Source organism: Undibacterium sp. Jales W-56 (assembly GCF_025548535.1).
In the GTDB taxonomy this organism is placed as follows: Bacteria; Pseudomonadota; Gammaproteobacteria; order Burkholderiales; family Burkholderiaceae_D; genus Undibacterium.
Genome location: NZ_JAJLQW010000001.1, coordinates 1,095,258 through 1,117,181 on the forward strand (window position 1 = coordinate 1,095,258; position 21,924 = coordinate 1,117,181).

Sequence of the window (21,924 nt, forward strand, 5' to 3'; positions counted from 1 at the left end):
ATTTTATTCTTGCCGGCTCTTTTTTTATACGCTTGAAATTGCTTCTGCTGCCCCAAACTTCCTTAGTAATCAACCATTTGGACCAATTGCTTCTGCGCGAGCTGATCGCCGGAATCTCAGGAGAAAACGATGCGACTCGATAAACTCACGACAAAATTACAGGAAGCGCTGGCTGATGCGCAAAGTCAGGCTGTCGGCAATGATAACCAATACATAGAGCCGGTGCATGTCTTGCTGGCGCTGATTAATCAGGATGATGGCGGCAGTCGCTCTTTATTGCAACGGGCCGGTGTGAATGTGCCGGCACTGAGCAATGCCTTGAAGAGCGCATTGGATCGCCTGGCAAAAGTCACGGGAAACGATGGCCAGGTGCAGATTGGCCGCGAACTCATGGGCTTGCTGAACCTGGCAGACAAGGAAGCCCAGAAACGTGGCGATGAATTCCTCGCCAGCGAAATGGTCTTGCTCGCCCTGGCCGATGATAAATCCGAAGCCGGCAAGTTAGCCCGTGAGAATGGCTTGTCACGCAAGTCGCTGGAAGCCGCCATTGCAGCGGTGCGCGGCGGCGCTAACGTCAATTCGCAAGAGGCGGAGGGACAGCGCGAAGCGCTCAAAAAATATACGCTCGACCTGACCGAGCGTGCCCGTCTAGGCAAGCTCGATCCCGTGATCGGTCGCGATGATGAGATTCGTCGCGCGATCCAGGTATTGCAACGTCGCAGCAAAAATAATCCGGTCCTGATCGGTGAGCCGGGCGTCGGTAAAACCGCGATTGTCGAAGGGCTCGCGCAACGTATTGTGAATGGTGAAGTGCCGGATAGCCTGAAGTCCAAGCGCGTGTTGTCGCTCGATATGGCGGCTTTGCTCGCCGGCGCTAAATTCCGTGGCGAATTTGAAGAGCGTCTCAAAGCGGTGCTCAAAGAAATCGCGCTGGACGAAGGACAAACCATCGTCTTCATCGATGAGCTGCACACCATGGTCGGCGCAGGCAAGGCCGAGGGTGCGATGGATGCCGGCAATATGCTCAAGCCCGCACTGGCGCGCGGCGAACTGCATTGCGTCGGTGCGACCACGCTCGATGAGTATCGTAAATACATAGAAAAGGATGCCGCGCTCGAACGCCGCTTCCAGAAAATCATCGTTGACGAACCTAGTGTCGAGGCGACGATTGCGATTTTGCGCGGCCTGCAAGAAAAGTACGAAGTTCATCATGGCGTCGATATTACCGACCCGGCGATTATCGCTGCGGCGGAGTTGTCGCACCGCTATATCACAGACCGTTTTTTGCCTGACAAGGCCATCGATCTGATTGACGAAGCCGCGGCAAAAATCAAGATTGAAATTGACTCCAAACCCGAGCTCATGGACAAGCTCGATCGTCGCCTGATCCAGTTGAAAATCGAGCGCGAAGCGGTGAAGAAAGAAAAAGACGAAGGCTCGAAAAAACGCCTGGTGCTGATCGAAGACGAAATCAATAAATTATCGCGTGAATATGCGGATCTGGAAGAAATCTGGAAATCCGAAAAAGCCACTGTCCAAGGCAGTACCCATATCAAGGAAGAGATAGAAAAGATCCGCCTGCAAATGGAGGATGCCAAACGTCGCGGCGACTGGCAGACCATGTCCGAATTGCAGTACGGTCGCTTGCCCGAACTGGAAGCGCAACTGAAACAGGCAGATGCAAACCAGACCAATAACCAGGGCAAGATGAAACTCTTGCGTACCCAGGTCGGCGCCGAAGAGATCGCTGAAATCGTGTCGCGGGCCACGGGTATTCCCGTCTCGCGCATGATGCAGGGAGAACGCGAGAAACTCCTGCATATGGAAGAGGAATTACATAAGCGTGTGGTCGGGCAGGATGAGGCTATCGGCGCAGTCTCGGACGCGATCCGCCGTTCCCGCGCCGGCCTGGGCGATCCGGGTCGGCCGTATGGATCGTTCTTGTTCCTCGGCCCGACAGGGGTCGGTAAAACCGAGTTGTGCAAGGCGCTTGCCGGCTTCATGTTCGATACCGAGGAATCCCTGATTCGCATCGATATGAGTGAATTCATGGAGAAGCATTCTGTCGCACGCCTGATCGGTGCGCCTCCGGGCTATGTCGGCTACGAAGAGGGCGGTTATCTGACCGAAGCCGTGCGTCGCAAACCCTACAGCGTGATCTTGCTCGATGAGGTCGAAAAAGCGCATCACGATGTGTTTAACGTCTTGCTGCAAGTGCTCGACGATGGCCGCATGACCGATGGACAGGGGCGTACCGTCGATTTTAAAAATACGGTGATAGTCATGACCTCGAATCTCGGCTCGCACCAGATTCAGGCCATGGAGGATAGCGACCCCAGCGTCATCAAGATGGCCGTGATGGGCGAAGTGAAAGCACATTTCCGGCCCGAGTTCGTTAACCGGATTGATGAGATCGTGGTATTCCATGCACTCGATGCAAAAAATATCGGCGCCATTGCGAGAATCCAGTTGCATGAACTTGAGCAACGTCTGGTGCAGATGGAGATGGGTTTGCAAGTCAGCGACGCTGCTTTGCAGAAAATCGCCGAGGCCGGTTTCGATCCCGTGTATGGCGCGCGGCCATTGAAACGGGCGATACAGCAAGAGATAGAAAATCCTTTATCGAAGATGCTGCTGCAAGGTAAGTTCGGACCGAAAGATGTGATACAGGTCGATGTTGAGCAAGGTCATCTTGTGTTCAATAAATAGGGAGATGGGATGCTTGCCCGGAAGAGGGGTGAGTATCCTATTTCTTTGTCGGTCAAGTTTTGCCAATTGAATATTGCTTACCTGTCATATAGGTTTTTACTGTCAATCAACAAAATTAAACCAGATTGGTATCGGGGAAAAATCATTGTCGTTCATGGGTATGCAAGAGGATGTTCGATGATAAAACCCGCCTGACAGCAAAATCTTATTCTGCCTGACAGATTCCAGCACTTATAATTTCCCCTCAACATGAATTGAAGTGCCAAAATCAAAACAGGATGCGTCAGTGGAATAAGGTAAAATCTCGTCATGTCATATCAAGTTCTCGCCCGAAAATATCGCCCCAAAAGCTTTCAAACGCTGGTTGGGCAAGAGCACGTGGTTCGTGCCTTATCTCATGCTTTGGAGCAGCAAAGGCTGCACCATGCGTATCTGTTCACGGGTACTCGCGGAGTCGGCAAAACCACGCTCTCGCGTATTCTCGCCAAATCCTTTAATTGCCGGGGCGTTGATGGCAATGGCGGCATCACTGCCCATCCTTGCGGTGTCTGTGAAGCCTGTACGGCGATTGATGCCGGACGTTTTGTGGACTATATCGAAATGGATGCCGCATCGAATCGTGGCGTCGATGAAATGGCGTCCCTGCTGGAGCAGGCAGTATACGCACCGTCGAATGCGCGCTTCAAGGTCTACATGATCGACGAGGTGCACATGCTGACCAACCATGCCTTCAACTCGATGTTGAAGACCCTGGAAGAACCGCCTGAGCATGTCAAGTTCATCCTGGCGACCACCGATCCGCAAAAAATTCCCGTTACTGTCTTATCCCGCTGCCTGCAATTCAATTTGAAACAGATGCCGCCCGGACATATCGTCTCGCATCTGGAAAATATCCTCGGACAAGAACACATCGACTTTGAAGTACCGGCGCTACGCTTGCTGGCGCAAGGAGCGCATGGTTCCATGCGTGACGCCTTGTCGCTGACTGACCAATCGATCGCTTATGCCGCCGGCAAAGTCACGCTGGAAGCGGTGCAAGGCATGTTGGGCGCATTGGATCAATCGTATTTGATACGCTTGCTGGATGCCCTGGCAATCAAGGACGGTCAGGCATTACTCGATGTCGCCGATGAAATGGCGGCACGTAGCCTGTCCTATAAAGCGGCGTTACAAGATTTAGGCAGTTTGCTGCATCAGATTGCGATTGCGCAAATGGTGCCTGAGGCGGTCGCCGACGATGTTCCTGAGCGCGAGGATGTATTGCGACTGGCGACTTTGTTTGGCAAAGAAGAAATTCAATTGTTTTACCAGATCGCCGTGCATGGCCGTAATGAACTGGCGCTGGCGCCGGATGAGTATGCCGGTTTTAGCATGACTCTATTGCGTTTGCTGGCGTTCCGGCCATCGGATAGCGAGGTAAGCGGTTCTGGCGCTGGTGGTTCAGGCGCTGCTCCGGCAGGTCGCGCACCCCAGCGTCCCGCGCCGCCGGTGATGTCTGCCTCTGTTCAGCCATCGAGCCAAGCCATCGCTCAGGCGTCTGCTGTAAGTCAAGCTGTAACCAAGGCTTCATCAGATGCGTTTGCTCCGGTAGTGAAAACTGCTGCAGGCTTTGCTGGCGCATCGGATTCACCGGTGCAGGTCGCGCTTTCTCCAGTATCTTCTGTAGTGGCATCGGTAGTTGCTTTAGCCCCTGCGCCGGAATCCATTGCTAATGTAACTCCTTCTGTAATTCCCGTAGCTCCAGCCGCCCCGCCGGTACCGCCTGCTGTGCCCGCCATGTCGGCAAGAGCAGCAGCATTGGCTGCCGCAGGCTTGAATAAATCAACGGCAGGAAGTCGTGCAGCCGCAGCCAGGGCTGCTTCGTCCCAGCCTGCTGTTCCCGTTCCGGCAACTGTGGCCGCGCCACTATCGATGGCGGCAACCCAGTCAGTCGCCGCACCGGCAGCACCGCTTGCTCAAGTCAAAGCGGCGAGTCCGGCTGCAGCGATGAACGACATGCCGCCTCCCTGGGATGAAGACATGATGGCGGCAAGCTATGCAACTACGGCGGATGAGCCGCCAGCGCAGTTCCATGCCGGTCCATTTGACGATGATTTTGCGCCGGCTGACCTGGCGGTCCGCGCCCCGGTAGCGCCGCGGCAAACTCCTGCCGCCGGTAAATCGGCAGAGGCTTTGCTAGCACCTGACATGCCTGCGTCGGCGACGGTAGCTGCCGGGCCTGCCGAACAGCTGGTGCGATCGGCTGAATTGATGCCGATCCCCGAATTGAACTGGGACGGCCATTGGCCGAATCTGGCGGCGAGCCTGCCTATGCGCGGGGTAGCGCAACAGTTAGCGCAGCAAAGTGAATTGATCCAATGTCAGATCAACGGCAATACCTTCGTGTTTCAATTGCGCGTGCCTTTGCAGACTTTATTGTCGTCTGGCAGCGTAGAGAAATTAGAGATGGCATTAGTCGAGCGTTTTGCAAAGCCGGTCAAGGTAGAAACCAAAATCGGCGCGGTTGAACAGACTGCGAATGCGCAGGCGCTGGCAGAGCGTGCGGAGCGCCAGCAGCGGGCAGAAAAATCGATACAAAGCGATTCCTTCATACAGAGTTTAATGCGAGAATTCGGCGCGACAATCGTGACGGGCAGTATCAAACCGATCTGATTGGGCCGGCTTGCAGCAAATAACTGCACCAGACACAGATTTGTCAACATTTTTGAAATTGTTTTAGGAGAAGTAGCATGATGAAGAATCAACTCGCAGGCTTGATGAAGCAAGCGCAAGCAATGCAAGACAATATGAAAAAAGCCCAGGATCAACTGGCCTTGGTCGAAGTCGAGGGCCAATCCGGCGCCGGCCTGGTCAAAGTGGTCATGACCTGCAAAAACGATGTCAAGCGCGTCACGATTGATCCGTCCTTACTGGGCGATGACAAAGACATGCTGGAAGATCTGGTTGCTGCTGCATTCAACGATGCAGTGCGTAAAGCAGAAGCGACTTCGGCTGAAAAAATGTCGGCATTGACCGCCGGCATGCCAATGCCGCCTGGCTTCAAGATGCCATTCTGATGTAATTTTATGCGTTGAATCTTGCGGAGAGCTTGCTCTCTGCGCTACCGCAAGTCACCCAAACGGCACAAGCAAGACGCCGATCCGCCGCAAAATTTTGTATTCCCTTCCCGCTCATAACCTACAGCCACTTTCTCCTACGTGAAACCCCAGACCAGTCTTGAAATCCTCGCAGAAGCCTTGCGTCGCCTGCCCGGCGTCGGTCCGAAGTCGGCGCAGCGCATGGCTTACCATCTGCTGCAGCACGACCGCGATGGCGCGGCGCAATTGGGACGGGCATTGATGCAGGCGGTTGAAAAAATTCATCACTGCGCGATGTGCAATACCTTTACCGAAAACGACGTGTGCGAAACCTGTCTTGACCCTGAGCGCGACGCCTCCTTGCTGTGCGTGGTGGAGACGCCGTCGGATCAGATGATGATAGAGCAGACCATGATGTATAAAGGCCTGTACTTTGTTTTGATGGGACGCTTGTCGCCTCTGGATGGCGTCGGCCCCAAAGATATTCATCTTGAGAAGCTGATCGTCCGGGCAACGGACGGCCTGGTGAGCGAGGTGGTGCTCGCCACTAATTTCACCAATGAAGGCGAGGCGACTGCGCATTACATCGGTGAGATGCTGAAGGCGCGAGGCCTCAAAGCCAGCCGCCTGGCGCGCGGCGTACCGGTTGGCGGCGAGCTTGAATACGTCGATGCCGGCACGATTGCCCGTGCTATGTTAGACCGTCGTACTACTTAAACTTATGACTGAGTCCGCAGAGAAAAAATCTTCAGGTCCCTTGGCAGGCATCAAAGTATTGGAATTGGGTACGCTGATTGCCGGTCCGTTCTGCGCGCGTATGCTGGCGGAATTCGGTGCGGAAGTGATCAAGATAGAGTCGCCCGACGGCGGTGATCCGCTACGTCAATGGCGCGTCCTGAAAGACGGTACTTCATTATGGTGGAGCGTTCAGGCGCGTAACAAGAAAAGTCTTACGCTCAATCTGAAGCAAGCGCAGGCGCAGGCGATCGCGCGGCGTCTGGCGCTCGATGCGGACATTATTATCGAAAACTACCGGCCCGGCGTGCTGGAAAAGTGGCAGCTTGGTTACGACAGCCTGAAAGCAATTAATCCGGCGACCATCATGGTGCGTTTGTCGGGATACGGTCAGACTGGGCCGATGAGGGATTTGCCGGGTTTTGGCGCGATTGGCGAATCCATGGGCGGCTTGCGTTATGTCTCCGGTCATCCGGATCGCCCGCCTGTGCGCGTCGGTATCTCGATAGGGGATTCGGTCGCTGCTTTACACGGCGTGATTGGCGGCATGATGGCCTTGCGTCATCGCGATGCAACCGGTGGCCGCTGGAATGGCAAGCAAGGTGCCGATTGCGTTGCAGGGCAGGGGCAGATGGTCGATGTGGCCTTGTATGAATCCGTCTTCAATCTGATGGAATCACTGGTGCCGGAATTTGATCATGCCGGTGTGGTGCGCGAACGCACAGGCGGTGCTCTGCCGGGGATCGTACCCTCGAATACTTACACGACAGGCGATGGCGAGAATATCGTCATTGCAGGCAACGGCGATGCGATTTTCAAGCGCTTGATGACAGCGATTGAGCGGGACGATATGGCAAATGATCCTGGCCTGGCCCGCAATGATGGCCGGGTACCCCGTACTGCGGAAATCGATGCAGCAATCAGTGCATGGTGTCAGCGACAAACGATAGACGGCGCTCTCACTATGTTGCAAAAAGCCGATGTGCCGGTAGGGAAAATTTATTCTGTCCGCGACATGATGGGCGACCCGCAGTTTCTGGCGCGGAATATGTTTGAGCAACATGCATTTGCCGACGGCACGCCGGTGAAATTGCCGGCAATCTCGCCGAAGATGTCCGAGACGCCTGGGCAAACCAATTGGCTGGGGCCGACGCTGGGCCAGCATAATCGGGAGCTATTGCGGCAGCTTGGTTATACAGAGTCCGAGATAGATCAGTTAGAACACGACAAGATTATTTAATAGGACTTACGCAACAACCAAAGCCACTCACCACCGAGACACGGAGAAAAGCAAGATGAACTGCTTCCATGCATGTGGATATCAAAACGAATCCGCAAGCCGGGTGCGGCTGTTGGCGCGAAATGCCTCTGAAAGCCGCATCCAGCTTGCGGGTTCAATGTAAACAGTCGCAAGCAGCTTGCCGTCTTGCATAAACCCTACTTAACAAAGCAAAGGCATAGGATGAATCGTCAATTTTTTAAACAATTTGCTATCGCGTTAGTGCTGTTTTTACTGGGCTACTTTACTTTCAATAGTAAATTGTTTGCGCAGGATTTGATCAGTCAATCGGCGGGGACAGAGATCGTCTTGCTTGCCGATATAAGAAGCTAATCCCGATCAGGATAGGGTTTTCAGATAATCCCGAATGCCTGCGAGCAGCATCTCTACCGATGCGGCAGTCAGGATCAATCCCATCAGGCGCTCAAACGCAGTCATCACGCGTTTGCCCAGTACCCGCTGCATGCGTTCGGCGCTTAATAACACCACCAGCCATACCACCGCGACTGACGTCAGTGCGGCCACATGCACCGCTATATCTAATTTGCTGCTCGATGAAAACAAGAGTACGGTAGCCAAGGCCGAGGGACCTGCCAGTGCAGGAATGGCGAGCGGTACGATGAAAGGCTCGTGATCCTCTTCGACATCTCCAAAAATTCCCCCTTCTTGCGGGAACACCATACGCAACGCGATCAAGAATAAAATCACACCGCCGCCGATGCGCAGCGAGGCATCCGACAATTGCATCGCCGTCAAAAAATGCCTGCCAAAAAACATAAACAGCAGCAATAACGCAAAAGCAATCGCACATTCACGTACCACGACACGCCAGCGTCGCTCAGGCGAAACATGGGAAAGTGCGCTGACAAAAATCGGAACATTGCCAAAAGGATCGGTGACCAGGGTCAGCAGGATGAAGGATTGAATGAAATCTTGCGTCATATTTTTGTTCGCTTTGATGTCGTTGATGTGTCCGTAAAGCATCGTATGTGAATTGCCAAAGCCATTCAAGCGAATTGTAGAAATCGCGTTACTATTGCGGTAATCGGCCGCTTCCGGCACGCCCGCATTATTTTGAAACAGGTTATAGCTGAAATGACGACTGAAAAAAAAGAACGCCCTGATACGCCATGCGTCGCGGTGTGTTCAACCACCTTCGATGATGTTTGCAGAGGCTGCGGCAGGACGGTGGCTGAAGTGGCTGAATGGGTGTTTATGACGCAGCAGCAGAAAGAGCTCGTGTGGCAGAGGATTTTGTCCGAGGGCTATCCGCGCCGGAATACCTGACCGGCTAAGCAGGCCATACGAATCAATAAAAAATCACAATCACGGAGACATCGCTATGGCAGAAGCACAAGCAGAGGCAAAAGCGGAACCAAAAAAGAAATCGCGTCGGCGTTTTATTTTAGGGGGGCTCGGCGTTGCGGGCGCGCTGGTTGTCGGCTGGGGATTTACGCCGCCGCGTCAACGGCTGCGCAGCACTCACGCTTTGCCTGTGGTCAACGATGAAGTCAGTTTGAACGGCTGGATCAAGATTGCCAGGGATGGCAGTGTCACTGTTGCCATGCACAAGAGCGAGATGGGGCAGGGAATTCATACGGCTTTGCAAATGCTGATCGCCGAGGAGCTTGATGTGCCACTGCATATGGTCAAGCCCATGCATGCGCCTATTGACAAAATTTATGGCAACGTTGCCATGCTTGCCGATGGCTTGCCATTTCATCCCGACGATACTGGAAGCATAAAAAATGGCGCTCGCTGGATGACGGCGAAATTTGCTCGCGAGTTGGGTCTTCAGGTCACTGGCGGGTCGTCCAGCGTCAAAGACTCCTGGGTGCCCATGCGCGAGGCGGGTGCTACCGCCCGGGCGATGTTGCTTGCAGCGGCCGCGCAGGATTGGGGCGTACCTGCCGACCAATGTAAAACGCGTGATGGTAAAGTCATCCATGCTTCGGGCAAAAGTGCCGGTTATGGTGAGTTGGCTGCCAAGGCGGCCAATGCGACGCCGGGTGAAATACGTTTAAAAGAACCCAAAGAATTTACCGTCATCGGCACGCCGCAATCGCGTACCGATTCTGCAGCGAAGGTCAATGGCAGCGCTATCTTCGGCATTGATGTACGTCCTCCCGGCCTGTTGTATGCGGCAATTAAAATGAGCCCGACCATCGGTGGCAGCGTCAAAAAAATCAATACGGATGCAATCAAGCCCCTGGGCGATGCGGTTCAAATCATCGATTTGCAAAACGCCAATCCTGCCAATCCGGTCGCCGGCGTCGTCGTGGTTGGAAAAAACTACTGGAGCGCAAAAAAAGCCTTGCTTGCCCTGCCGATAGAATGGAATGCCGGGGTTAACACGAGTTTGTCCTCCGCCGATATTTTCAAAGAATTAGGAAATAAACTCGATAGCGAATCTGGTTTTACCTATCATCAGCAAGGCGATCTGAGTTCCCTGTCTTCTGCTGCGAAAACCATCAAAGCGGAGTATCGTGCGCCGTTTTTAGCGCATGCCACGATGGAGCCGATCAATTGCACCGCGCAATTTAAAGACGGCAAGCTTGATCTCTGGGTTTCAACGCAAGTTCCGAGTATTGCGGTCGATGTGGCTGCCAAAATCGCCAATATCTCGTCGGATAAGGTAGCCCTGCATATGACATACCTCGGCGGCGGCTTCGGCCGTCGGCTGGAGGTGGATATGGTGGTGCAGGCGGTGACGGTGGCGCTGCAAACCAAGGGCTTGCCGGTCCAGTTAATCTGGACCAGGGAAGAAGATATGACGCATGACATGTATCGTCCTGCTGCTCTGGCTCGTTTTAACGCCACAGTGGATGTGAATGGCGTGGTGACTGCTTATGATAATAAGTCAGCGTCAGGTTCGGTCACGCAGCAAGTGTTGCAGCGTACGTTTGGCCTGCCCGGCGCGGGTCCGGATAAGACCACGGCGGAGGGCGAGTTCGATATGCCTTACGAATTCCCCAATCAAAAAATCGCGCATGTGATCGTTCCTACGGTGGTGCCATTGGGATATTGGCGCTCTGTCGGACATTCCCATAATGCCTTCTTCAAAGAGAGTTTTATCGATGAATTGGCGCATGCCGCGGGAAAGAGTCCGCTTGATTTCCGGCGTGCTTTATTAGGCCGGCATCCGCGCTATCTGAGGGTGCTGGACGCTGCTGCGAACAAGGCAGGACCGGTACCGGAAGGGCGTGCGCATGGCCTGGCCTTGCATCAGTCGTTCGGCTCGATTGTGGCGCAGGTTGCTGAAGTATCGATCAAAGACCAGCAGATTCAAGTGCATAAAGTGACTTGTGCGGTTGATTGCGGTATTGCGGTCAATCCCAATATCATCATGCAGCAAATCGAATCGGCAATTATCTTTGGCCTGAGCGCGGCATTGTATGGCGAGGTCACGATTAAAGCCGGTCAGGTTGAACAGAGCAACTTCCATGATTATCCCGTGCTCAGAATGAATGAAGCGCCGGAAATTCAAACCGTCATTATTGCCAGTGCAGAACCGCCGGAAGGAATCGGCGAACCAGGCACCCCGCCCATCGCACCAGCGGTTGCGAATGCGGTGTTTTTACTCACGGGACAACGTCTCAGAAGCCTGCCCCTGCGGCTAGAAAATAGTTAAATTTGGCGGATTGCTTTAATGATTCGAAGTGACCTGATCAACTGACATAGTCGCCAATCTTGTTTTTGATTAAATTTCAGAAAAATCATTTGTTTAAAAATATAAAAATGCTATTTACTAAAATGCAGGTAATTACATTTATTTGTATTTTCAAATAGGCAATTATTTAACATTGGTTGACATATTCGGGTGTTTGCCAAAATTTTCTCTGGTAAAAAATTATCCGCCTCATTTTTCTCATTGTTGAAAAACAACGAGCTTATTTGCAACTCCCTCCATGTCTGATTTACTGTAATTCAACTACTTGGGCAATAGTGCTTGAATGCTTATGTGCTTGATTCATCATTCAGCAGGAATTTTCAGCGTATTTGCTGGGAACAGATCAAAAGCCCTTACTCTGGTCTACTTGTTTTTTTTAGATTGACATATTTCAACGCTTACCGCGTTGGCTAATACTCATAGGGGACACAATCCCTACGGCAATTTGAACATGGAGAGAAAATGGAACAGGTTTTGAAAATGAAACACGCATTACGTCCAACCCTACTGGCAATACTGGTCGCAGGTGCTTGCAATGCGATGGCAGCCGATCGCGTTGATCTGGATGGTTTCGTCGCGCCAGCGGCGACCGTGAGCACCGTGAAATCTTTAACAGGACAAGCACGAGTTCACGACGTACTGGGTATGAGCAGCTCCGATTTGCAAGCTTTGCGCAGCCACACTTATGCCGATGGCAAAGTCGTCACTCGCTATCAGCAATTTCATCAAGGAATTCCGGTATGGGGCGAGGGAGTTGTCGAGCATGTAACACCTGGCGTCGCACAGCCGGCATTGTCGGGTGCAATGCTGCGCAATATCGGTAACGATCTGCCAAATGCAAAACCTTTGTATTCTTCAGCGCAGGCCCTGGCCTTGGCAAAAACACAGGCCAGAGCGCAGACCACTGAAAATGAGCAATCCAAGTTATATGTACAACTTGATGCAAATAAAGTGGCCAAGTTAATTTATGTCACTTCGTTTCTGGATACATCGAATCCAAACAAACCGAGCCGTCCTTATTTTATCCTTGATGCCAATACCGGTGCTGTATTGCAAAAATGGGAAGGCATCACTCACGCGTTGAGTGGCACAGGCCCTGGCGGTAACGCGAAAACCGGTCAATATGAATATGGCACCACCGCCGGTTTCGGCTATCTGGATGTGCTGGTGAGCGGTTCCACCTGTAAGCTGAGCAGCACGAATGTGGATACCTATAACATGAATAGCGCAACGACCGGCAGCGGTACCTTGCACACATTCACTTGCCCGCGCAATACGGTCAAAACAATCAATGGCGCTTATTCACCGATGAATGATGCGCACTATTTCGGCAACCAGGTCTTCAACATGTACCAGACTTATCTGGGCGTGCGTCCTATCAGCCAAAAACTGACGATGAAGGTGCATTACGGTTCCGCCTACGAAAATGCATTCTGGGACGGTACTTCGATGAACTTTGGCGACGGTGCCTCGACATTCTACCCACTGACATCGCTGGATGTGACCGGTCACGAAGTCAGCCATGGTTTCACCGAACAAAACTCGAATCTGACTTACTCCGGCATGTCCGGCGGTATGAACGAAGCGTTCTCGGATATGGCGGGTGAAGCGGTCAAATATTACGTCAGAGGAACCAATGATTTCAAGGTCGGCGTCGATATCTTTAAGGCAAGCGGCGCTTTGCGCTATATGTACAACCCGCCGTTAGACGGCCGTTCTATCGATAATGCCGCTAACTATACCAGCAGCCTGGATGTGCATAATTCGAGCGGCGTGTATAACAAAGCCTTCTATCTGCTGGCCACTACAACTGGCTGGAATACCCGTAAAGCGTTTGAAGTCATGGCAGATGCGAACCGACTGTACTGGACTGCAGGCAGTACCTTTAATCAAGGTGCATGCGGTGTAGAAAAAGCAGCAGCGAATCGTGCTTATACAGTTGCCGATGTGACTGCGGCTTTCAAGGCAGTTGGCGTGTCATGCGCCACAACATCGACCACAACTCCGTTGACAAATGGCGTGGTCGTAAGCGGGATCGCATTGGCCGCTGGCGCTAGTAAAGTCTATACGATTACCGTACCTTCCGGTCGTCCAAGCGTGACTTTCAAAACTTATGGCGGAACTGGCGATGCAGATATTTACGTCAAATTAGGATCAGCGCCAACTACAACTTCGTATTTAAAGAAGTCTGATGGTGCAACTACTACTGAGACAATTACGGTGAGCACTCCGACGGCTGGAACGTATTATTTATTGTTGAACGCATATTCGACAATCAGCGGCGTTTCGCTTGTAGCAACATACTAATCGCATATATTCACTTCTTTAACAGGTAAGTCATCCCGCTCTGCATGAGCGGGATTTTTTTTGAGTGGCATTGAGTATCGCTTGCGTTGTGATCCGATCTGATTACCGAAATTTTTTGGTTATAGCTTTTGAAATTGCTAGCTAACTTCTGTGAACAGATTTGCTGCATAATGTATTCGGTGACATTTTCGTGGGATAGCTTATTGATGTGAGTGTGTCCTCTGCTCATCGGATAATTGAGTCACATCAATTTTTAGACATGTTTTGCTGAGTTTACGATCTTTATAATTTATTTCTCTCTATGAACCACTATTCTGATATCCAAAGTAATTTAAATCGCCAACCGACCCGATTCCGAAAGTTAGTCAACAGTGGATTTACCTTGATTGAGATCATGGTGGTTGTGGTGATCATGGGGATTTTGGCTGCATTGGTTGTGCCGAAATTGATGGGGCGCACGGACGACGCCCGCATCGCTGCTGCAAAACAAGATATTTCCACCTTGATGCAGGCACTGAAACTCTATCGCCTGGACAATCAGCGTTATCCAACGACGGAGCAAGGCTTGCAAGCCTTGATCGTCAAGCCGACTAGCGGACCGGCAGCAAATGGCTGGAAAACCGGTGGCTACATCGATAAATTACCAAAAGACCCATGGGGTAATCCTTATCAATACCTGTCACCTGGCATCAAAGGAGAGGTCGATATCTTCTCATTGGGGGCAGATGGTCAGCTCGGTGGCACTGGTAACGATGCCGACATCGGTTCCTGGGATCAATAAGGATCGTAGTGCAAGCTTCTCCAGGTTTTACTTCGCGCAATGACGCAGGCTTTACGCTGCTTGAGTTGTTGGTGGTATTGGTCATCGCAGGCATCATGCTGGGCGCGGTGTCGTTCAACGCCATGCAAAGTAGCCGGCAGCGACTGCAAACCGACGCGCAAAGAATTGCGGTATTGCTCCAGTTGGCGCGCGAAGAGGCGATCGTGCGCAACAGACCGATCGCTTTTGAAGCCGATCAAAATCTATATCACTTCCTGGTTCGTAATGAATTAAGCTGGGAACCGCTACGCGATGTAGATATGTTGCGTGAACGCGAATTTGTCATGAACCCGGTGCAACTCACCATCAGTCCTGCGGCGAATATTGATAATGCGGGTTTGCGCATTATTTTTGGCCGGGAGCCAGTCGATAAACCCTTCGTCTTAAGTATGAGTGTCGGTGAAGATCAGGTATTCATACGGGCAGATGGCATCGGCCATTTTCTGGTGGAGTGATATGAGACGCCACTATTCCGTGAAAGCAACGCACTTTAACCCATCCTCTGGATTCACTTTGCTGGAGGTGCTGGTTGCGCTGGTCATTGTCGGCACCGCGCTTGGCGCCAGCTTGCGGGCAATCGGCAGTTTGACCCAGAACAGTAATGATTTACGTGCATCGATGATGGCGAGCTGGTCCGCTGAAAACCGTTTGGCGCAAATCCGGCTTAGTAGTGAATGGCCGGCTTTGGGCGAACGTTCTTTCCCCTGTCCGCAAGGCGAATTGAATCTGGTTTGCGAAGAGCATGTGCTAAGCACACCTAACCCCTTGTTTCGCCGAGTAGAGGTATATGTTTTTGATGCCGCCCATGCGGAACGCCGTATTGTCAAGTTGACGCAAGTGGTGCCCAATGCGCTCTGAAAAAAAACAATCGGGCTTCACATTAATAGAATTATTGGTCGCCATCACCATTTTGGCGATCGTCGCGGTACTTGGCTGGCGCGGACTCGATAGCATCGTCAGGGCGCGAATTGGATTGACCAATGAACTCGAGCAATCGCGCGGTACGCAAATCAGTTTTGCCCAACTTGAAAATGATTGCGCGCATCTGGCCGGAGTCGATCTGTTGGCGACACATGAGAGCCTCCGTGCATCCCAGCAAAGTTTGTTTTTGATCCGCACCGTATTTGACGATAATCAGCCTTTGCGTTTGCAGGTAGTCGCTTATCGCTTGCTTGATGGTGTCCTGACGCGACGTGAATCGAGTGCGACCCGGGATTTAAAACAGCTGGATGCCGATTGGCAAAGTGCCTTGAATGAAACGGATGCCATGCCCGTTGTGGTACTGCAAAATGAGGTCGCATCGATTGCGATGCGCACCTGGAATAAAGATGAAAATGGCTGGCGGGTTGCCGGGACCGATATTGACAGCTCTCGCAATACCGCAGGCACGACTGGCGGCGCGGGCAAACCGATACCGCTCAAAAGCGGTCTGGAAATGTCTCTGCAATTGCGCGGCAGGGAGCATGCGATGTTGAAGGTATTTTTATTGGGGGCTGCGTGAGAAACAGTCGCCAAAAACAAGCCGGTGTGGCGGTGGTAACTGCCTTATTGTTGACTACACTGGCCATTACGATAGTCGCCAGCCTGTTCTGGCAACAGCAGGTACAAGTCCGTTCTATCGAAAACCAACGGCTTCAATTGCAAAAAAAATGGGTGCTGCGTGGCGCGCTTGACTGGGCGCGCCTGATTTTGCGGGAAGATGGGCGTGGCCGTAAAGTAGATCACCTGAAAGAGGCATGGGCCACCAATCTGGCAGAAACCCGGCTCGATGAATATGTGGAAAATGGTCGCGCCGATACCGAGGCTAGCGAGGCGACCTTGTCTGGCCAGATCAGCGATGCGCAAGCACGATTTAATTTGAATAATCTGGCGACAGACGGCGTGGTCAATCCTAAGGCCGTGCTGGCGTTTCAGCGGTTGTTAAACAACATTCATTTGGAGAGTTCTTTAGCTTCCGCAACTGCCGATGTCATTGCAGCATCCCAGCCGAAAAAAAAATCGGTGGCAAATAACAATACGGGTAAGAGTCCGAATAATTCAGCAGAAGGCGGTGGCTCAAATCCAACAGTTACAACGAATACCGCAAGTAATGCCAATCAGACATCGACAGACATCGTTCCTGAAGTACAATTCTTGCGCTTTACTCAGATCGATGATTTGTTATCGGTTACCGGATTTAATGCGGAGATCCTGGCAAAGCTAAGGGATTTTGTGGTTGTGTTGCCGCGCACCACCAAATTGAATGTCAATACAGCATCGGCAGAAGTGTTGGCGGCATGCATTTCATCGCTGTCGATGTCGGATGCGGCAGCGATTGTCGCCAGCCGGGATAGAGCTGAATTTCTAGATATATCTGATTTCAAGCAAAGATTTGCGGATAAACTTGCGAATCTTGCAGAGGGTGAGATTGCTGTATTTACCGAGTTTTTTATTGTCTCCGGCAAGATCAGGTTAAGTAGGTCATTTTTAAACTTTAATTCCCTGATAGAGCGTAATGAAACTGTGACGAAAATTATTTGGATACGCGAATTGTAGATAAAGCGCTGGTAGTTTTAGCAGTTGGACCATCATGATGCGCGAGCTGAATTGCGCAGATAGAAAAATAGATTATGGCAAGTACACTGTACATATTGTTACCTTCAAAAGTCACTGCCCAGGCGACAGCGGACTGGACTCATTCACCCAGACCGTTCGCAGCGCTGTCTGCCAACGGCACGATAGAGCAGCAAGGCTGCCAGACGCTGAGCCAGCTAAAACCGACCTTGATGCAAGTACGGCAGGTTGTGCTGTTGCTGGCGGCCGGTGACGTGAGTTTGTTGCAGGCGAAGGTACCGCCGATGGCTGCGTCAAAATTGCGCATGTCCTTACCCAATCTGCTGGAAGATCAATTATCTACGGAAGCGTCCGAGGTGATTTTGCAACCGGTCAGCATTGTTGACGGAATTTGTACGGTGGCCGCAGTTGATAAAGCCTGGATGGAATCAGTCAACCGGACTTTATTGGCCTTCGGGGCCAAAAAAGTCCATGCCTATCCATCCCAGATGGCAATGGAATATCGTGCCGGTGCGACCAGCGTCCTGCTGGATCATGAAAACGCGATCATAGAATTTGCGGCACACCGGTTTGACGGCTCATATATCGGACTGGGTCTGGGACTGGATCAGACGATTTCAACGGATGCCGGGCAGCAGGCGGCCGGCGTGTTCGAGTCTTTGCAAGCGCTTAGCCTATTCGTGCCAGAGTCAGAAGTAACCGTCTACCTGGATGTCAAAGCGCAGGAAGCATTTCAACAGGCGCTAACGCAGGATGCCGGCCTCTCTCAACGCCTTACCCTGCAAGCGCTTAATTGGAAACACCGTATCGCCGGACTCGATGCAAACACGCCGGATTTGCTGGCCGGGATCAGCGCGCTCAACCAGTCTTCAGTCGATTGGCGTACCTGGCGTTGGCCTTTGGGTTTGGGATTGGCGGCTTTACTCATCAATATGATTGGCCTGAATATTGAATGGTGGTCATTAAAACGCGAGGCGCAAGCACTGACTGCCTCTATGACCCAAGCCTATCGTTCAGCCTATCCCAAAGAGTCTGTGATTATTGACCCGCTGGCGCAAATGCAGCAAAAAATCAGTGTCGCAAAAAAATTGTCGGGTCAATCGTCACCGGATGATTTCGTAGTCCTGGCGGCCCAGTTCGCACAGGTGTGGGATCGCCTTGCACCGAATGTTCCGGGAGCCAGCGTGTTAGGTCTGGAGTACAGAGAGCGCAATTTATTCGTCAGGACCAGATCCTTTAATGCAGCTGATCAGTTAAAAACGTCCTTGCAAGAACAGGCGCTGATGCTGGTCTCATTCAAGGATGGAATTTTGCAAATTAAACCGGTTTCAGGGAGCCCGAAATGAAAGCTGTTGGGTTGATGGATACGATCTCTTCCTATGTGCAACAACTGGAAACGCGCGAGCGTCGTATGCTCTTGCTCGGTGTCGCCAGTATCGTCGCAGCGTTGCTGTATTTTGTCGGAATTGATCCAGCCTGGTCGGGGAAAAAACAACTGCAAAAAGCCATTCCGCAATTAAAGCAGCAAGTTGCCGAGATGGACGTGTTGAGTAAACAAAGCGCCCAATTGGGTACTGTCATGGCGGAAAATGTGGATGCCGTCTCGCGCGAGATGGTCGAACTATCCTTATCGCGCCGTGGTTTAAAGGCGCAAAATTTGTCGGTGTCGGATGATATTGTCAGGTTGCAGATCTCTGCTGCCGCTTATCCCAGCTTGATGGAGTGGCTGTTGGAGGTGCAAAAATCGAGCAGGCTGACCGTGGAAGAATCGAAATTGACGGCATTAGCTGAGAGCGGCCAGGTCAGTGCCGTACTCACGATGAAGCAGCAAAAGAATACCCTGTGAGATGATGAAGATAAAGAAATTCATCTGGATTCTTGCCGCTTTTCTTAGCGTGATATTGACCGTGCTGGTGTTTTTGCCGGCAAGCTGGATGGCTTTGTTGGTCGAAAAACAGACCTCGGGACGCATTAGTCTGGGAGATGCGCAAGGCAGCTTTTGGCGTGGCTCTGCATTTATTGGCGGCGCCCCAAGCGGCAACGCCGCGCTGACGCCCTTGCTGCCAGGACGGTTTACCTGGCGTATTTCGCCTTTTTTATTGCTGGGGCAGCTGGATGTGAGCGTCGAGAATCAGGCAGCGCTTTCGCAGCCTGTGACGCTCTCGGGTAATCTCTCGCAATGGACCGTCAGTAGCGCCAGCTTAATGATTCCGCCCGAGCGTTTAGAAGGGTTGGGCGCACCTTTGAATACGATTGGGCCATCAGGACAATTGCGTTTGTCCTGGAACAGCCTGCAATTTAATCGGCAGGGCGCAAAGCTCGACATTATCGGCGCTATGCGCCTTGAGATGAATGAGATGGCATCGCGTTTGTCGGCGATTAAACCACTCGGCAGTTATTTGCTGACCTTCGATTGGAAAGGTCAGTCCGCTGATCTGGCGCTGAATACCGGCAAAGGGCCTTTGTTGTTGAGCGGCGTTGGCGGTTTGCGCGATGGACGATTTCAATTTTCCGGCAAGGCAATGGCAGAAAAAGGGCAGGAAGACAGGTTGGCAAATTTGTTGAATTTGCTTGGGCAGCGCCGTAGGGATGGCGATAAGGATGTTATAGCGTTAGAGTTCAAATGAGAAAAAATCCATTGAAAGCAAGATCTGCGATGAATGTATCGGTACAACATGGCGTCAATTTACGCCGACTTCCCCTGGTTGCTCTATTGAGTGCAACCCTTTTATGTTCTGGTTCTCTTCCTGTGTATGCGCAGGATCCCGGGCAAAATACTGCCGCGCTGAATTTTGTCGGTGCCGATATTGAGTCGGTGGTCAAGGCGATCGGCCACTATACCGGTGTGACGTTCATCATCGATCCGCGGGTGAAAGGGCAGATTAATCTGGTGTCGGAAAAGCCCTTAACCAAAGATCAGGCCTTCAAGCTGTTGACATCCAGCCTGCGCCTGCAAGGTTATTCGGTGGTGACGGGCGACGGTTATTCAAAAGTCGTACCTGAGTCCGATGCCAAATTACAGGCGGGTCCTATTCAGGCCGAATCGCTGAAGGGCGACCAGGTTGCGACGCAGATCTATCGCCTGAACTATGAATCCGCCAACAATATTGTGACTGTGCTGCGACCACTGATTTCGCCGAATAACACCATCAATGCCAATCCGGGTAATAACTCCGTCGTGATTACCGACTATGCCGACAATATCAAACGCCTGACCAAGATCATCAATGCGCTCGATGTTCCCGCCTCAAACGATGTCGACGTCATTCCGGTCAAACATGCGATTGCCAGCGACCTGGCGGCGATGGTAGCCAAGCTGACAGAAACTGCCGGCCCGTCGGCCGATGGCGGACGTGCGGTTTTGCTGGCCGATCCGCGCACCAATTCCATCATGATCAAGGCGCCCTCAAGTGCCCGCGGTAATTTGCTGAAATCCTTGATCGCCAAACTGGATCAGCCAACGACCTTGCCTGGCAATGTCCACGTGGTCTACCTGAAAAATGCTGAGGCGGTGAAATTAGCGCAAACATTGCGCTCCATTTATACGCAAGACAGTTCTTTGCCGACCAGTTCCGGCTCAACGCTGTCCTCCAATTCTTCTCCGGCAATGGGCGCGAATACCGGTGCTACTGGCGGCCTGACTTCATCGGCCTCAAACACGCCAAGCGCTGCCAGCGGCAGTAATAGCGCCAGCAGTTTATCCTCGGGCGGAGCGGGTGGCTTTATTCAGGCTGATGCCGCTACTAATACGCTCATTATTACCGCGAGCGACGCTGTGTATCGCAATTTACGCGGCGTCATCGATCAACTCGATGCCCGGCGTGCGCAAGTGTATGTCGAGGCTTTAATTGTAGAAATCAAAGCCAATAAGGAAAACGAGTTCGGTATCCAGTGGCTAGGATTGTCAGGCGATAAAAACAGCGATTACCGGGTTGGTGGCAGCACTTCATTCCAGGCCGCGGTGCCCGGTAATAACCTGGCGTCTTTAATCGCCGGTAAAGGCTCGGTTCTCCCAGGTGCCGGATTGACACTAGGCTTGTTTAAACAAGTCAATGGCCAGTTGGGGTTGGGGGCGCTCGCACATGCACTAGAGTCGAATGGCAACGGTAATGTTTTATCGATTCCTACATTGATTACGCTGGATAACGAAGAAGCCAAAATCAGTGTCGGGCAAAACGTTCCATTCATTACCGGGCAATATGCCTCGACAGGATCCACTGGCGGTAGCGGTGTCAATCCCTTTACGACGGTTGAGCGCAAAGACGTCGGTCTGTTATTGAAGGTTAAACCGCAGATATCCGATGGCGGCACGATAAAAATGAATATCTACCAAGAGGTATCCAATGTAGATAAAACGGTCGTGAACACGTCCGGGTTAATTACCAACAAAAGCGTGATTGAGTCGAATGTGCTGGTCGATGACGGCCAAATCATCGCGCTCGGCGGTTTGATGAAAGATACCACTGACGACTCCAATGAAGGCGTTCCTTTGCTGAGCGAAATCCCGGTTTTAGGTAATTTATTCAAATATCAAACCAAGTCGCGCGGCAAAACGAGCCTGATGATTTTTATCCGCCCGATCGTCATCCGCAATGCGGAGCAAAGCAATAATGTCTCTTTAGATCGTTACGATTATATGCGTGCACAAATTGCACCGACCAAGCAGGCCGATGCGACTGCGTTGCTGCCAGAGATAGAGAAAGGCAAACTATTTAAGGCCCCCGCCGCCGGATCGGTTGATAAATCTAAGACCGATAGCAAAGAGAGTAAATAA

Annotated in this window: 18 protein-coding genes; 17 read left to right on the top strand and 1 reads right to left on the bottom strand. The window is 51.9% G+C overall.

The genetic code is table 11. The annotated features are described in order from the left end of the window. Positions 1-129: 129 nt before the first annotated feature. The 5 genes from clpB to LPB67_RS05010 all read left to right on the top strand — a co-directional run bounded on the left by clpB (position 130) and on the right by LPB67_RS05010 (position 7,761). Positions 130-2,709, top strand: coding sequence for an ATP-dependent chaperone ClpB (gene clpB / locus LPB67_RS04990; protein ID WP_262835942.1), 2,580 nt, complete (start codon positions 130-132; stop codon positions 2,707-2,709). A gap of 309 nt (positions 2,710-3,018) precedes the next feature. Continuing rightward, complete coding sequence (gene dnaX, locus LPB67_RS04995; RefSeq protein WP_262835943.1) at positions 3,019-5,361, top strand: DNA polymerase III subunit gamma/tau; 2,343 nt, start codon at positions 3,019-3,021, stop codon at positions 5,359-5,361. Positions 5,362-5,438: 77 nt separating this feature from the next. Further along, positions 5,439-5,765 carry a YbaB/EbfC family nucleoid-associated protein gene (locus tag LPB67_RS05000; RefSeq protein WP_262835944.1) on the top strand — a complete coding sequence of 109 codons (327 nt, stop codon included), beginning with the start codon at positions 5,439-5,441 and terminating at the stop codon, positions 5,763-5,765. Positions 5,766-5,906: 141 nt separating this feature from the next. Continuing rightward, positions 5,907-6,503 carry a recombination mediator RecR gene (gene recR, locus LPB67_RS05005; protein WP_262835945.1) on the top strand — a complete coding sequence of 199 codons (597 nt, stop codon included), beginning with the start codon at positions 5,907-5,909 and terminating at the stop codon, positions 6,501-6,503. Between the two features lie 4 nt (positions 6,504-6,507). Next, a complete protein-coding gene (locus LPB67_RS05010) occupies positions 6,508-7,761 on the top strand; it encodes a CaiB/BaiF CoA transferase family protein (RefSeq protein WP_262835946.1) in 1,254 nt (417 codons plus the stop codon). Between the two features lie 378 nt (positions 7,762-8,139). Here the strand turns inward: LPB67_RS05010 and LPB67_RS05015 are convergent, their stop codons facing one another. Then, positions 8,140-8,742, bottom strand: coding sequence for a MarC family protein (locus LPB67_RS05015; protein ID WP_262836170.1), 603 nt, complete (start codon positions 8,740-8,742; stop codon positions 8,140-8,142). A 153-nt stretch (positions 8,743-8,895) separates the two neighbouring features. On the opposite strand from LPB67_RS05015, the gene LPB67_RS05020 reads away from it, so the two are divergent. From LPB67_RS05020 to gspD, 12 genes are all read left to right on the top strand, one after another. Continuing rightward, positions 8,896-9,087 (top strand): DUF1289 domain-containing protein, encoded by a 192-nt coding sequence (locus LPB67_RS05020; RefSeq protein ID WP_262835947.1) that lies wholly within the window; start codon positions 8,896-8,898, stop codon positions 9,085-9,087. 55 nt (positions 9,088-9,142) lie between these two features. Then, the gene (locus LPB67_RS05025) at positions 9,143-11,431 is read left to right on the top strand and encodes a xanthine dehydrogenase family protein molybdopterin-binding subunit (protein ID WP_262835948.1); all 2,289 of its coding nucleotides are present in this window, start codon (positions 9,143-9,145) and stop codon (positions 11,429-11,431) included. Between the two features lie 501 nt (positions 11,432-11,932). Further along, positions 11,933-13,777 (top strand): M4 family metallopeptidase, encoded by a 1,845-nt coding sequence (locus LPB67_RS05030; RefSeq protein ID WP_262835949.1) that lies wholly within the window; start codon positions 11,933-11,935, stop codon positions 13,775-13,777. Positions 13,778-14,078: 301 nt separating this feature from the next. Next, positions 14,079-14,558 carry a type II secretion system major pseudopilin GspG gene (gene gspG / locus LPB67_RS05035; RefSeq protein ID WP_262835950.1) on the top strand — a complete coding sequence of 160 codons (480 nt, stop codon included), beginning with the start codon at positions 14,079-14,081 and terminating at the stop codon, positions 14,556-14,558. An 8-nt stretch (positions 14,559-14,566) separates the two neighbouring features. After that, positions 14,567-15,052: a GspH/FimT family pseudopilin gene (locus tag LPB67_RS05040; protein WP_262835951.1), complete on the top strand. Its 486-nt coding sequence runs from the start codon at positions 14,567-14,569 to the stop codon at positions 15,050-15,052. 1 nt (position 15,053) lies between these two features. Further along, positions 15,054-15,455, top strand: a complete 402-nt coding sequence (gspI, locus tag LPB67_RS05045; protein ID WP_262835952.1) for a type II secretion system minor pseudopilin GspI — start codon at positions 15,054-15,056, stop codon at positions 15,453-15,455. Then, on the top strand, positions 15,445-16,098 hold the full coding sequence (locus LPB67_RS05050) for a type II secretion system protein J (RefSeq protein WP_262835953.1): 654 nt from the start codon (positions 15,445-15,447) through the stop codon (positions 16,096-16,098). Before gspI ends, LPB67_RS05050 begins: the two co-directional genes overlap by 11 nt. After that, entirely contained in the window at positions 16,095-17,132 is a 1,038-nt protein-coding gene (gene gspK / locus LPB67_RS05055) for a type II secretion system minor pseudopilin GspK (RefSeq protein ID WP_262835954.1), read from the top strand. The genes LPB67_RS05050 and gspK overlap by 4 nt, the downstream gene beginning before the upstream one ends. A 74-nt stretch (positions 17,133-17,206) precedes the next feature. Further along, complete coding sequence (gene gspL / locus LPB67_RS05060) at positions 17,207-18,496, top strand: type II secretion system protein GspL (RefSeq protein ID WP_262835955.1); 1,290 nt, start codon at positions 17,207-17,209, stop codon at positions 18,494-18,496. Continuing rightward, positions 18,493-18,996: a type II secretion system protein M gene (locus LPB67_RS05065; RefSeq protein ID WP_262835956.1), complete on the top strand. Its 504-nt coding sequence runs from the start codon at positions 18,493-18,495 to the stop codon at positions 18,994-18,996. The genes gspL and LPB67_RS05065 overlap by 4 nt, the downstream gene beginning before the upstream one ends. Positions 18,997-19,000: 4 nt before the next feature. Beyond that, positions 19,001-19,777, top strand: a complete 777-nt coding sequence (locus LPB67_RS05070; RefSeq protein ID WP_262835957.1) for a type II secretion system protein N — start codon at positions 19,001-19,003, stop codon at positions 19,775-19,777. Next, the gene (gene gspD, locus LPB67_RS05075; RefSeq protein WP_262835958.1) at positions 19,774-21,924 is read left to right on the top strand and encodes a type II secretion system secretin GspD; all 2,151 of its coding nucleotides are present in this window, start codon (positions 19,774-19,776) and stop codon (positions 21,922-21,924) included. Before LPB67_RS05070 ends, gspD begins: the two co-directional genes overlap by 4 nt.